The organism is Brevundimonas sp. (genome assembly GCF_032107865.1).
GTDB lineage: Bacteria > Pseudomonadota > Alphaproteobacteria > Caulobacterales > Caulobacteraceae > Brevundimonas.
The window spans coordinates 463-13,867 of the sequence record NZ_DAMCNG010000060.1 but is presented as its reverse complement, the minus strand read 5'-3'; the positions used below and the strand labels follow the sequence as shown (position 1 = coordinate 13,867).

At 66.5% G+C, this 13,405-nt stretch carries 10 protein-coding genes; all 10 read right to left on the bottom strand.

Annotation, left to right across the window (positions count from 1 at the left end):
* Positions 1 to 794, bottom strand: a 794-nt coding sequence (locus RT567_RS07310) for a phosphatase PAP2 family protein (RefSeq protein ID WP_313575406.1), incomplete at its 3' end; no start/stop codon positions are given.
* A gap of 23 nt (positions 795 to 817) precedes the next feature.
* Positions 818 to 2,398 carry an alkaline phosphatase D family protein gene (locus RT567_RS07305; RefSeq protein WP_313575404.1) on the bottom strand — a complete coding sequence of 527 codons (1,581 nt, stop codon included), beginning with the start codon at positions 2,396 to 2,398 and terminating at the stop codon, positions 818 to 820.
* A 65-nt stretch (positions 2,399 to 2,463) separates the two neighbouring features.
* On the bottom strand, positions 2,464 to 4,680 hold the full coding sequence (locus RT567_RS07300) for a TonB-dependent receptor domain-containing protein (protein WP_313575402.1): 2,217 nt from the start codon (positions 4,678 to 4,680) through the stop codon (positions 2,464 to 2,466).
* A gap of 27 nt (positions 4,681 to 4,707) precedes the next feature.
* Positions 4,708 to 6,039 carry an aspartate aminotransferase family protein gene (locus RT567_RS07295; RefSeq protein ID WP_313575400.1) on the bottom strand — a complete coding sequence of 444 codons (1,332 nt, stop codon included), beginning with the start codon at positions 6,037 to 6,039 and terminating at the stop codon, positions 4,708 to 4,710.
* A gap of 133 nt (positions 6,040 to 6,172) precedes the next feature.
* Positions 6,173 to 8,371 carry a TonB-dependent receptor gene (locus RT567_RS07290; protein WP_313575398.1) on the bottom strand — a complete coding sequence of 733 codons (2,199 nt, stop codon included), beginning with the start codon at positions 8,369 to 8,371 and terminating at the stop codon, positions 6,173 to 6,175.
* Positions 8,372 to 8,650: 279 nt separating this feature from the next.
* Complete coding sequence (locus RT567_RS07285) at positions 8,651 to 9,217, bottom strand: cupin domain-containing protein (protein WP_087140249.1); 567 nt, start codon at positions 9,215 to 9,217, stop codon at positions 8,651 to 8,653.
* 4 nt (positions 9,218 to 9,221) lie between these two features.
* Positions 9,222 to 10,508: an acetylornithine deacetylase/succinyl-diaminopimelate desuccinylase family protein gene (locus RT567_RS07280; RefSeq protein ID WP_313575395.1), complete on the bottom strand. Its 1,287-nt coding sequence runs from the start codon at positions 10,506 to 10,508 to the stop codon at positions 9,222 to 9,224.
* A 10-nt stretch (positions 10,509 to 10,518) separates the two neighbouring features.
* On the bottom strand, positions 10,519 to 11,616 hold the full coding sequence (gene leuB, locus RT567_RS07275) for a 3-isopropylmalate dehydrogenase (RefSeq protein ID WP_313575410.1): 1,098 nt from the start codon (positions 11,614 to 11,616) through the stop codon (positions 10,519 to 10,521).
* 4 nt (positions 11,617 to 11,620) lie between these two features.
* Positions 11,621 to 12,385 carry a glucose 1-dehydrogenase gene (locus RT567_RS07270; RefSeq protein WP_313575393.1) on the bottom strand — a complete coding sequence of 255 codons (765 nt, stop codon included), beginning with the start codon at positions 12,383 to 12,385 and terminating at the stop codon, positions 11,621 to 11,623.
* Positions 12,386 to 12,403: 18 nt separating this feature from the next.
* Positions 12,404 to 13,405: aldehyde dehydrogenase family protein (locus RT567_RS07265; RefSeq protein WP_313575391.1), on the bottom strand; the 1,002-nt coding region annotated here is incomplete at its 5' end.

Below are 13,405 nucleotides of genomic sequence, written 5' to 3'. Positions count from 1 at the left end.
GCGGCGGCGCGGGCGGCGTCGAACTCTTGCTTTGCTCGGGCGAAGTCGGCCTGGAACGCGGGATCCGCCTTCAATCGCGTGACGATGGTGGAGCCGACGATGCGGCCTGCCTCGACGTCGCTGGGATAGTGGACGCCGCACACCGCGCGGCTTTCGCCATAGGCCAGTCCGCGCCGCAGGATGGCGTCGGCGCGGTCGGGGGCCAGTTCCGCCAGCACCAGCGACCAGGTCCAGCCCAGCGCGGAGTGACCCGACGGATAGGAGCCGCTGGCCGCCAGCCAGGTTTCGGGCGTGATGCAGGTCGGCAGAGGTTCGACCACGAAGGGGCGCTTGCGGAAATAACCCTTCTTGGCCGGGGTCTGGATCATCTCCAGATCGCCCAGCATCTTGCCCATCAGCAAGGTCAGCGTCGGCATCTGTTCCGGCTCGAACTTGAAGCCGAGCGCGCAGTCGAAGGCGCGCGGGGCGCCGGGCGTTTCGATCTCATTGTCGGCGCGGGCGATGGCCCAGCGTTCGGTCCCTTCCAGCGCACGCATGGCGCGGTAGGCGGCGATGTCGGCCTGTTCGCGCAGCGAGCCTTCCTCGGGCGGCGGCGGCAGGAAGTTGGCGGCGTTGGGCGTGTTCTCAGCCGTCAGATAGCCATGCGGATGATCGCGGAAACCTTCCCAGAAGGTCACGGGCGCAGCTGGGGCGACGACCGTCGCCGTCTGCGTCGAAACCGCGCCGGCGCAACCGCCCAGGGCCAGGGCGAAGCTCATGGCGATGAGAGAAGAAGCGAGGCGCGGCTGGGTCATGGGGGAACTCCGAGTGGCGGGGATCATGCGGCGACGGCGCCGGGGCGGCCCGATTCAACGGTCCAGGATTTCAGGGTCGACAGGCTGGCCTTCGGGTCGCGCACGTCGCTGATGACCTGATAGCGCGTATCCATGCGGTCGGGGCGCACGTCGATCGACATATAGCCGCGCGGGCGGCTGTCGAAGAACTTCACCTGCGGATTATTGGGCATGACGGCCATCAGGCCTTCATAGCTGGGGCCGGTCGAGGTGATGGAGGTGCCGACGAACTCGGTCGCCACGGTGGCTGACGACGGGTCGCGGCTGTCCAGCTTCACGTCGTTGGTCCAGAAGGAGTGATAGTCGCCGCTGAGAACCACGGGGTTGGACGGCTTCAGTTCAGACAGGGCGGCCGTCAGGCGATCACGCGCGGCGGGGAAGCCGTCCCAGGTGTCGGTCCAGTAGCGGTTTTCCTCGGCTGGGCTGCGGGCCAGACGCAGACCCACCATCACCAGATTCTGGCCCAAGATGTTCCAGCGCGCATCGGCGCGGGCCAGTCCGTCATACAGCCAGCGCTCCTGCTCGAAGCCGAGGAAGGTGCGTGACGGGTCCAGCCGGTCGGTGCAGGTCGCGTCGCTGACGATCTGGCCCTTGCCGCCGTTCTCGCCATCGCTGCACGGCTGTTTCGAGCGGTACTGGCGCCCGTCCAGCATGAAGAACTCAGCCAGTGCGCCATAGCGGATGCGGCGATGGATCGGCATCTGCAGGCTGGCGTTCAGGCGCGTGCGGCGGATCGGCATGGCCTCGTAGAAGGCCTGATAGGCGGCGGCGCGGCGTTGCAGAAAGTCATTGGGCGCGACGCCCGAAATCTTGGACCAGACGCCGGAATAGTCGTCCTGAACCTCATGGTCGTCCCAGACGGCGAGGCAGGGAGCGACGGCGTGCAGGCGCTGCAGGTTCGCATCGGTACGATGCAGGGCGTAGCGGTTGCGATAACCCGCCAGCGATGTCGCTTCTTCCAGATTATAGGGGCGCACCACCTGATCGGCGCGGTCCGGACCCAGGCTGTACTCATAGATGTAGTCGCCCAGGAAGAGGGTCAGGTCCGGCTGCTCGTCGGCCATGTGGCCATAGGCGCTGAAATAGCCGCGCTCCCAGTGCGAGCAGGAGGCGACGGCCAGACGCAGGTGGTCGACGGCGGCGTTGGGGGCGGGGGTGGTCAGGGCGCGGCCGGTCGGGCTCTGCTGACCCTGGGCGGTGAAACGGTACCAGTAGGGACGACCCGGCGTCAGGCCCGCGACCTCGATGTGCAGGCTGTGGGCGGCGTCGCGGGCGGCGGTCGCGTCGCCGGCGGCGACGATGCGGCGGAACTGGTCGTCGGCGGCGACTTCCCAGCGCACCGGGATGGCGGCGTCGAGGCCGCCTAGACCGTCGGCGGCCAGGGGATCGGCGGCCAGCCGGGTCCAGATGATGAAACCGTCCGGCGCGGGATCGCCGCTGGCGACGCCCAGCGGAAACAGATAGGCGCCGCCTGCCTGCGCACGGCCGAAACTCAGCACGGCAGGCGCTACGACCAGACCCGTCAGCAGGGCGCGGCGATCAAGGCGGGAAGCGGAATAGGCCATCATACCTTCGGCAAAAGGGCGGAGGCGGACCGGCCGAAACCGGCCCGCCTCACTCGGGAGGAAGCTTAGAAGTCCATCGACAGGCGCACGCCGTAGGTGCGGCCCTGGCTGGGCGAGGTGGTCGGACGGGCCGAGCCGTTGAAGCCGTTGCGGGTCTCTTCGTAGTAGGTGTTGAAGAGGTTGCGGCCCCACAGGCCCACGCGCCAGTTAGCGCCGGTCGGGGCGACGCTGAAGTTGGCGTTCCACAGCCAGTAGGCGTCGATGATCGACGATGAGCTGACCGAATACAGCTCGTCCCGATAGTTGTAGTTGGTCTCGGCGCGCAGCTCCCACCCGGCCATCTCCCAGTCATAGGCGACCGAACCGCCGTAGTTCATCTTGGGGAAGGACAGGCGTTCGCCGGAGCGGTCGTTGGTGATGATGATGTCCCAAGGACCGTCCGGCGGATTGGCGGCGTCGGTCTTGGCGCCGTCGATGGCGTTGTATTCATCATACTCGCCGGTCTTGTAGCCGATGTTCTGGCTGATGGTCAGGCCGTCGACCGGCACCCAGGTCAGCTCGATCTCGCCGCCATAGATGTGCGACTTGGGTACATTGGTGATCTTGCCCAGGCGGCCGGTCAGGCGGTCGTATTCCAGGCCCTGAACCTGCTGGTCCTTGTAGTCGTAGTAGAACAAGGCGCCGTTCAGACGCAGGCGGCGGTCGAACAGGTCCGACTTGATCCCGGTCTCATAGGCGATGACGATTTCCGGCTTGAACGGGGTCGCCGAGGTCGCGTTGTAGGTGGTGAAGCCGCCCGACTTCACCCCGCGCGCCACGCTGGCGTAGAACAGGGCGTCGTCCGTCAGCTTGTACTCCAGACCCAGGCGGCCCGAGACTTCATTCAAGTCGGTGTCGTAGCTGGTGGTCGGCGGCGGGGGATTGGGAGCCACGAAGGTGCCGCCGCTGTCCAGGGTCCGCTCTTCCGTCTCCCAGCGCAGGCCGGCGATCAGGTTCAGGCGCTCGTTCACCTGGTAGGAGTTGTGAGTGAAGATGCCGAAGGCTGACACCGACTGGCCATAGGCGGTGTTGATCAGGTTCGCGTTGCCCCGGAAGTTTGTATAGAAGCCGCCGTCGATGCTTTCGTCAGCATAGTGGGCGCCGATCATCCAGCTGAGCGGGCCTTCGCCGTTGGAGCTCAGGCGCAGTTCTTGAGCGAAGACGTCGATGTCGTTGTAGAAGAAGACGTTCGACTCGTTGAAGCGGGTGCTGTCCCAGTCGTTGAACTCGCTGCGCGAGAAGGTCTGGTAGGCGGTGATCGAGGTCAGATCGGCCCAGCCCAAGTTGGCCTTGATGCGGGCGCTGACGTCGAAGCCGTCATTGTCGCGGAAGGGCTTGGCGTTCAGGCCGACCCCGGCGACAGCCGCCATGGCGGGCGAGATGCCCCAGCCGGTGATGCGCCAGGCGGTGTCCTTGGGATAGGTCACGGCGCCGCCCGAGACGGTGTAGGGGCCCAGCAGGCGGAAGCCGCGACCGTCCGACTTGTCGACCGAATAGGTGGCGGCCAGATCGACGGTGACGTCCTCGCTGGCGTCCCAAGTCAGGCGGCCGCGCACGGCGGTCTTGTTCAGGTCGCCCAGCTTCTCGCCGGTATCGCGGTGATACTGCCAGGCGCCGCCCTGTTCGGTGACGGCGGCCAAGCGGCCCAGCAGGTTGGGCGCGATCTGGCCCGAGACATAGCCTTCGACCTTGTAGCGATCGAACGTACCGTATTCGGCGTTGAAGCCGGCGCGGAAGTCGGCCGTCGGGGCGTTAGTGATGATATTGACCGCGCCGCCGGTGGTGTTGCGGCCATAGAGGGTGCCTTGCGGGCCGCGCAGAACCTCCATGCGGGCGATGTCGAACAGGGCGCCTTGTGTGGTCACCGTATAGGGGTGGGCCACTTCATCGACATAGATGCCGACGGTCGAGGCGTTGTTCGAGGAGTATTCGCGCGCGCCGATGCCACGGATGCGGAACTGGGGCTGGCCGCCGCCGAACTGGCTGTCGACCTCCATGTTGGGCACGGCGTTCTCAAGGTCGTTGACGACCGAGATGCCCTTTTCATCCAACTGTTCGCCGCCGATGACGCTGAGCGAGACGCCCACGTCCTGGCTGGCTTGTTCGCGGCGCTGGGCGGTGACGATGATCTCGTCGACGCGCGTGGCCTGATCCCCCGACCGGGCGCCGCTTTGAGCGTTGGCGCTGGAGAAGGTGGCGATTGTCAGTAAGCTGACAGAAGACGCCAAGATGTACTTGTTCATATCGTCCCCCTCAATACCGATGGTATTCTAAGGTGTGTTTCTGATGATGCTGGAAAGGCGACCGATCAACTCGTCGATCTGATCGCGGCTGATAATCAAAGGAGGCGACAGCGCGATGACATCTGCTGTCACTCGTACTAGGATTCCGTCATCGAAGGCGCGATGGAAGACTTCCGTAGCGCGCGCGCCGGGCGCGCCAGGACGGACTTCCAGCTCGATCCCTGCGACCAGGCCCAGGTCGCGGATGTCGATGACGTGGGGCAGGCCCCTCAGACTGTGCACAGCGTCCTGCCAGTAGGGCGTCAGTTCGGTCGCGCGCTGAAACAGGCCTTCGCTTTCATAGACGTTCAGCGTGGCCAGGCCTGCCGCCGCCGCCAGCGGGTGGCCCGAATAGGTGTAGCCGTGGAAGAACTCGATGCCCGGTCCGGAGGCGTTGTCGACCACGACCTGATAGACGGCGGCGCTGACGCCGACGGCGCCCATCGGCACGGCGCCGTTGGTGAGGCCCTTGGCGCAGGTCATCAGGTCGGGCGTGACGCCCATGGCTTCGGCCGCTGTCAGGACGCCCATGCGGCCGAAGCCGGTGATGACCTCATCGAAGATCAGCAGGATGCCGTGCTGCGCCGTGATCTCGCGCAGACGTTCCAGATAGCCAAGCGGCGGGATGATCACCCCAGCCGAACCGGACATCGGCTCGACGATGACGGCGGCGATGGTCTCGGCGCCGTGAGTCTCGATCAGGGTCTCCAGCTCATCGGCCAGATGCAGGCCCCAGGTCGGCTGGCCGCGCGTGAAGGCGGCCTCGTCCAGGTTCAGCGTGTGCGACAGGTGATCGACGCCGGGCAGGGTGGGGAAGCCGCGCCGGTTGTTCTCCAGCCCGCCGACGGAAATGCCGCCGAAGCCGACCCCGTGATAGCCCTTCTGACGGCCGATCAGACGGGTGCGGTTCTCGAAACCCCTGGCGCTCTGACAGGCGAGGGCGATCTTCAGGGCGGTGTCGACCGCCTCGGACCCTGAACCGGTGAAGAAGACGTGGTTCAGGTCGCCGGGCAGCAGCATCCCCAGACGCGACGCCAGCTCGAACGCCAGAGGGTGGCCCAGTTGGAAGGTCGGGGCGTAGTCCAGGATCTCCGCCTGGCGCTGGATCGCCTCGACGATCGGTCGGCGAGCGTGACCGGCGTTGACGCACCACAGGCCGGCGGTGCCGTCCAGCACCGCCCGACCATCCGGCGTGAAGTAGTGCATGTCCCTGGCCGAGGCGAACAGGCGGGGCTGCGCCTTGAAGGCGCGGTTCGCCGTGAACGGCATCCAGAACGGATCAAGGTCGTTGGCGGCCTTGCCAGCATTTGCAGCGGTCATGCGGTCATCCTCTGTCTTTCGCCAGTAGCGGCCGAACCGCAGCGAAAGGGAAGACTGTTAGTTGTGGAGATTAGCGTGTTGATAAGTATGCGTATTATGTCGCCGCGCTCGGTTTTCTGAGCGGATCGAACGGTCAGTAACGAAGCGTCAGTCGCGCGCCGATCGTGCGGGGACGACCGGGCTGGGCGATGTCCGCGCTGGTGAAGAAGTTGCGCGTCAGATCGTACTCTTCGTCGAACAGGTTGCGGGCCCAGAAGGCGACGGACCAGTCAGCGTCTTCTGGCCCTATGGTGATGCTGGCGTTGGCCAGCCAGTAGGCCTCGACATCGTATTTGGCGCCCAGCCAGGACGGGTATTCGTCGCGGTAGCTGTAGTTGGCCTCGGCGGTGACGGCGAAGCCGCCGACAGCCCAGTCGTAGCTGACCGACCCGCCATAGGACCAGGCGGGGAAGGGGATCTTTTCGCCCGACTTGTCGATGTAGACGGTGGCGCGCGGCGTCCGTTGGCAGGCGCCGATGTCCAGGTCGGTGAACTCGGTGTATTCGCCCTTCTTGTAGCTGAGGTTCTGGCTGATCCGCAGACCGGCGGCGGGGCGGAAGACGCCTTCGAGTTCTGCGCCGTAGATCTTGGAATCGGCGTTGGTGAAGCGGCCGACCGGGCCGTTGGCGCCGCAGACGGCCGACAGCACCTGCTGGCCGTTGTAGTCGTAGTAGTAGGCCGCGCCGTTGATCTGGACCGCGCGTGACGGATCGGCCTTGAAGCCCAGCTCATAGGCCCACAGGATTTCCGGATCGAAGGGTTCGATGCCGCTGCTGTCGCCGGTGTTGTAGGTGGTGAAGCCGCCCGATTTGGCGCCCCGACTGGCCGAGCCGTAGATCAGGACGTTGTCGGCGGGCTTGAACTCCAGCGCCGCCTTGCCGGTCAGCGGGGTCATCTTGGTGTCGACGCTGGTCGGGGGCAGGGCGGTGGCGCCGCCGAAGGCCGAGCCGAAGCCTTCAAGCTCGCGGGTTTCTTCCTCGTAGCGCAGGCCGAGGATGGCTTTCCACCGCTCGGAGAAGGCGTATTCGGCCTGGCCGAACAGGCTCCAGGACTCGACCTTCTGGTCGTAGGTGACCTGGGCGTAGGTGTTGTAGATGTCGATGAAGTCCGAGAAATAACGCTCGTTGAGATCCTGTTTGGAATAGTAGAAGCCGGCCACCCAGGTCAGGGGGCTGTCGTTGTCAGAGGCTAGGCGCAGTTCCTGCGACAGGACATTTACGTCGCTGCCGAAGAAGGTGTCAGCCTCGACCGAGGGGCTGGAGTCCCAGTCGCCGTATTCGCTGCGTTCCAGGGTCTCATAGCTGGTGATGCTGGACAGGTTCATGCCCTTGAGCGCCAGGTTGGCGTTCAGCGAGGCCCCCCAGGATGAGTTGTCGCGACCCGGCTTGGCGTTCACGTCACGGCCGATGGCGTCGGCGAAGCGCTGCGACAGGCCCCAGCCGGTCTTGGAACGGTCCTTGTCGGCGGGAATGACCGGGCCGGTCCCCAGCCGGGTGTGCAGGTCGCTGATCAGGTACAGGCCCTGATTTTCCGATTTGTCGACGCCGCCGTGGACATCGAGCAGGGCTGTGAAGGTCTCATTGGGCGTCCATTCCAGCAGGGCGCGGGCGCCGGTGCGGTCGGCGTCGCCGAGGCTTTCGCCTGTGTCGCGGTTGCGCTGCCATGCGCCGCCTTGCTCAGTCGAGACGGTCAGACGGCCGCGCAGGGTTTCGGCCAGAGGGCCGGAGACATAACCCTCGCCCCGGAACAGGTTGTGGCTGCCCCATTCGGTCATCAGTCCGGCGGACAGCGCCTCGGTCGGGCGTTTGGTGACGAAGCTGATGGCGCCGCCGGTGGTGTTGCGGCCGTACAGGGTGCCCTGCGGCCCGCGCAGCACCTCGACCCGATCGATGTCGAAGATCAGCCCCTGCGTCATGACCGGGACCGGATAGGCGACCTCGTTCACATAGACGCCGACGGTGGGCGAGTTGTTGGAGGCGTAGTCCTGAAAGCCGACGCCGCGCATCCGGAACTGGGCTGCGCCGCCGCCGAAGGCCGGTTCGACCTCCAGGTTGGGCGTGGCGTTCTGAAGCTGGTTGACGTTGGTGACGCCCTGTTGCGTCAGGCTTTCGCCGCTGAGGACGCTGAGGGCGATGCCCACGTCCTGAGCCGCCTGTTCGCGGCGCTGGGCGGTGACGATGACCTCATCGACCGTGGTGGCGGTCGGTACGTCGGGCGCGCGCTGCGCGGCGACGGAGGTGGCGGACAGGACCATCAAGGCCCCGGCGGAAACGCTGACCATCAGACGATTCATCGTCTTTCCTCCCCATGAGGCCGCCGCGGTCTGAAGCCGCGTTCAACCGTCGCGGCCGAGACAACCCGGTTGCCGAACTATCTCCGTAGCCGATGTCTTGTGCAATGCAGCATCTGTCAGCAGTTGCAGAGATCGGCCGCGAAAACCCTCTTCCCTCAGCGATCAGTAGCCGTCGGATGGCGAATTTGAGCAAGACTGTTTCTTTGTTGGCCTATGCTTCTGTCGTATATGGGGAAAATATTCCAATGATCGGAATACTGATCATTCGCAACGGCGCCGTCAGAAGGTCGGCGGCGTACAGGCGCTGATGACCACGCAGGGCACGTCGCCGATGTTGCGGAAGCGGTGCTGCAGGACGCTGGGGAACAGATAGCCTTCGCCCGCCTTCAGCACGCGCGACTGGCCGTCGACGGTGACTTCAAGACGGCCCGAGATGATCATGCCGCCCTCTTCGCCCTCGTGGGACAACATGACCCGGCCGCTGTCCGAGCCGGGTTGATAGGTCTCGTACAGGATCTGCAGGCTGGAATCCTGGCTGGACCCAAGCTGACGATAGGAGACCTCGCCGCGCGAAATGTCGGTCAGTTCGTCGTGACGATAGAAGTATTTGGTCGGGGTCTCGAACTCCGAGCTGAAGAAGTCGCCCAGCGATATGCCCGCCGCGTCCAGCAGCCGCTTCAGCGAGCCGACCGAGGGGCTGGTGCGGCCGCTTTCGACCAGGCTGACGGTGCTGGACGGCACCCCGGCCTTGCGGGCGAGCGCCCGTTGCGACAGGCCGAGGCGGTCACGAAGGGCGCGCAGGCGCGGGCCGATGATGTTCTCTTCTTCCATATCGCCGCGCGCCATCCTGTCAGCTCCGTTTGCGGGTCAGCAGATCATAGGCCGCCCGCGCCATGACCTTGGCCGAGTTGGTCATGTCGTCGATGCCCACCCATTCATCCGGCTGGTGCGCCAGATCCAGCACGCCGGGACCATAGGCGATGCAGTCCTTCAGCTTGCCGATGCGGTCGATGTGCTTCTGGTCATAGGTGCCGGGCGAGCAGACAAACTGGGCTTTTTTGCCCAGCACGGTTTCGATGGCGGCGGCGGTGGTGCTGGCGACGGGGCCGTCGCGGTCGGCCATGCTGGGCGCCACCTGGAACAGGTCGCGCATCTCATAGCGGAAGCCGTGGCGTTGCGCCGCCAGTCCGTCGAGGATGGCCTTCACCTCGCCCTTCACGTCGTCCAGAGACTCTTCGATCAGGAAGCGGCGGTCGATGATCATGCGGCTGGAATCGGCGACGCAGGGCGCGGGCAGGCCGTCGAAGCCTTCAGCCTGACCGCCGTGGATCGAGTTGATGTTCATCGTCGACTGGCGGGCGCCTTCAGGCACCACAGGCATGTCGGAATGGCGGGCGGCCATGGCGGGATAGAGCTTGTTCTCGAACTCTTCCATCACAGCGCCCATGTGGCGGATGGCCGAGTCGCCCAGGAAGGGCATGGAGCCGTGGGCGATGCGGCCCTTGGTCTCGATCTCGGCCCACCAGACGCCGCGGTGGCCGATGCAGACGCGGTCCACGTTCAGCGGCTCGGGGATGATGACGTGGCTGACCTTTGGTTCGGAGAACCAGCCGCGCTCGGCCAGATAGGCGACGCCGCCGTAGCCGCCGGATTCCTCGTCCACCGTGCCGGATATTTCGAGCGCGCCGGGCAGGGGCAGGCCGGAATCGATCAGGGCCTCGACCGCGATGATGGAGGCGGCCAGCCCGCCCTTCATGTCGCAGGCGCCCCGGCCATAGACGCGGCCGTCCTTCACCTCGCCGCCGAAGGGATCGACGGTCCAGCCGGACCCTACCTCGACCACGTCGATGTGGCTGTTGAAGTGGACGCAGGGGCCGGGTTCGGAGCCGGTCCAGCGGGCGATGACGTTGGTACGGGGATATTGATCGCTGTCGCCCGGCGTGCCAACGCCCCGCACATATTCGACGGTGAAGCCGCGCTTCTTGAGCCGCTCGCCGATGTATTCGGCGCAGGGGCGATAGGCCTCGCCCGGCGGATTGATGGTCGGGAAACGGATCAGATCCTGGGTCAGGGCGACCAGTTCGTCGGTGCGGCCGTCGATCAGGTCCATGACGGTCTGCATTGTGGGGGCGCTCATCGGTTGATCCTCACGCGAACTGGGCGTCCAGCGCGGCCAGAACCGCGTCGGTCATCTGAAGGGTGGAGACGGGGGCGACCCCGGCTTCCGCGATGTCGGGGGTGCGCACGCCGCTGGACACGACCTGCCGCACGGCGCGCTCAAGCCGGTCGGCCAGATCGGCGCGGTCGAACGACCAGCGCAGGCACAGGGCGAAGGACAGGATGGTGGCGATGGGGTTGGCGAGGCCCTGACCCGCGATATCGGGCGCCGAGCCGTGGATCGGCTCATAAAGGCCCCGGCTGTTGCCGCCTTGTTCAAGACCGGACAGGGAGGCCGACGGCAGCAGGCCCAGCGAACCCGTCAGTGCCGCCGCCGCGTCGGACAGGATGTCGCCGAACAGGTTGTCGGTGACGATGACGTCGAACTGGTCCGGGCGCCGGACCAACTGCATGGCGCAGTTGTCGGCGTACATGTGCGACAGCTCCACGTCGGGATAGCCGGCGGCGACCTCGGTCGCGACGGCGCGCCACAGGGCGCCCGTCTCCATGACATTGGCTTTGTCCACCGAGCAGAGACGGCGTTTGCGGGTCCGGGCCAGTTCAAAGGCCGTGCGGCAGACTCGGGCGATTTCGGCTTCTGTGTAGGCTTGAGTGTCGTAGGCACGGCGCTGGCCGTCGGGGGCGATCTCGTTGGCGCGGGGCAGGCTGAAATAGACGCCTGCGGTGGCCTCGCGCACGATCAGGATGTCGAGGCCCCGGATCAGCTCGGGCTTCAGCGCCGAGGCGTCCAGCAGTTCGTCGAAACAGACGGCCGGGCGCAGGTTGGCGTAGAGGTCCAGCGCCTGACGCAGGCGCAGAATGCCCATCTCGGGCCGCTGAGCGCGGGGCAGGTGGTCCCACATCGGCCCGCCGACGGCGCCGAACAGGACGGCGTCTGACGCCAGCGCCTGATCCACCACGTCCTCGGCGATGGGCGCGCCGACGGCGTCGATGCTGGCGCCGCCCGCCAGGGCTTCGCTCAGTTCGATGCGCAGCCCGGCGTTCCGCGCCCAGTCGACGACGCGCAGGGTCTCGCGGATGATCTCCGGCCCGATGCCGTCGCCGGGCAGGACCAGAAGCTTGAACACGCGGTCAGATGCAGCGGCCACCGTCCACCTCCATGGCCACGCCGGTGATCATCGAGGCGTCGTCCGAGCAGAGGAAGGCGGCGGCGGCGCCCATGTCCTCGGGCGTCGAGAAGCGGCCGATGGGGATGGAGGCCAGGAACTTGGCCCGCACCTCGGGCGTGTCGGCGCCCATGAAGGTCTTCAGCAGGGGGGTGTCGCCCGCCACCGGGTTCAGCGCGTTCACCCGCACCTGGAAGGGCGCCAGTTCGACCGCCATGGCCCGCGTCGCCGTGATGACCCAGCCCTTGGAGGCGTTGTACCAGGTCAGGTTGGGCCGGGGGCTGACCCCGCCGGTCGAGGCGATGTTCAGGATGGCGCCCGATCCTTGCGCCTTCATCGCCGGGACGAAGGCCTTCGACATCAGATAGATGGCGCGCATGTTGACGTTGGCGATGCGGTCGAAGGCTTCGTCCGACAATTCGTCCAGCGGCTGGGGCGTGTGGCCGACGCCCGCGTTGTTGACCACGATATCGACCCCACCCAGCAGGCGGTTCGCGGTTTCGGCCAGAGCAGCGACGTCAGCGGCGCTGGATACGTCGACCTTCACGCCCAGATCGGCGTCGCCCAGTTCAGCGGCCAGCGTGCGGGCGGCGTCGCCGTTCAGGTCGGCGACGATGACGCGGGCGCCTTCTTCGGCGAAGCGGCGCGCGATTCCGGCGCCGAAGCCGGAGGCTCCGCCCGTGACGATCGCTCGCTTGCCCTCCAGCCGCTTCGATCTGTTCCCCTCCAAGACGCTTACTCCCCTGCGCTATCCGTGATGGGCCGCGACGGTTTTCAGGGTGGTGAAGGCGTAGAGCGCCTCGAACCCCTTTTCGCGACCGTGGCCCGACCTGCCGACGCCGCCGAACGGCAGTTCAACCCCGCCCGCCGCGCCGTAGTTGTTGATGAAGACTTGTCCGGCGCGCAGCCGTTTCGCCAGCCGCATCTGCCGACCGCCGTCGGCGGTCCAGACGCCGGCGACCAGGCCGTAGTCGGTGCCGTTGGCGATGGCGACGGCCTCGTCTTCCGTTTCGAACGGGATGACGACGACGGCGGGGCCGAAGATTTCTTGCTGCGCCAGCGGATGGTCGGGCGCGACGTTTGCGAACAGGGTCGGGGTGACATAGGCGCCGCCGGGCGGCAGATCAGACAGCGTCGCCTGCGCGACGATCAGACCGTCGGCGCGGCCTTTATCGATGAAGCTTTCAACCATGACCTGCTGCTGCTTCGACACCAGCGGGCCGACGTCGCGGTCGTCCATGGCGGGGCCGACGGTCAGGGCGCTGAAGCGCTCGGCCATGCGGCGCACGACTTCGTCATAGACGCCGCGCTGAACCAGCACGCGCGATCCGGCCGAGCAGGTCTGACCCGCATTCTGGACGCCCGCGTTGACCAGGAAGGGCAGGGCCTTGTCCAGATCGGCGTCGTCGAAGACCAACTGGGGCGACTTGCCGCCCAGCTCCAGCGTCACCGGCACGGCGTTGATCGCCGCCGCCTGCTGGATGGCCACGCCCACCCCGGTCGAGCCGGTGAAGGACAGGTGGTTGATCCCCGGATGCGCCGCCAGCGCCGCGCCCGTCTCGGCGCCCGTGCCGGTCACGACGTTCAGCGCGCCAGCAGGCAGGCCGCAGTCGGCGGCGATGTGGGCGAAGGCCAGCGCGGTCAGCGACGCCTGCTCTGCGGGCTTGAGCACCACGGCGTTGCCAACGCACAGGGCCGCCACGACTGAGCGGCCGATGATCTGCATCGGGTAGTTCCAGGGGATGATGTG

Excerpts from the sequence above, each read along its gene's own strand:
- RT567_RS07305 (WP_313575404.1), bottom strand. The coding sequence starts at position 2,398 with ATGGCCTATTCCGCTTCCCGCCTTGATCGCCGCGCCCTGCTGACGGGT.
- RT567_RS07300 (WP_313575402.1), bottom strand. The coding sequence starts at position 4,680 with ATGAACAAGTACATCTTGGCGTCTTCTGTCAGCTTACTGACAATCGCC.
- RT567_RS07295 (WP_313575400.1), bottom strand. The coding sequence starts at position 6,039 with ATGACCGCTGCAAATGCTGGCAAGGCCGCCAACGACCTTGATCCGTTC.
- RT567_RS07290 (WP_313575398.1), bottom strand. The coding sequence starts at position 8,371 with ATGAATCGTCTGATGGTCAGCGTTTCCGCCGGGGCCTTGATGGTCCTG.
- RT567_RS07285 (WP_087140249.1), bottom strand. The coding sequence starts at position 9,217 with ATGGCGCGCGGCGATATGGAAGAAGAGAACATCATCGGCCCGCGCCTG.
- RT567_RS07280 (WP_313575395.1), bottom strand. The coding sequence starts at position 10,508 with ATGAGCGCCCCCACAATGCAGACCGTCATGGACCTGATCGACGGCCGC.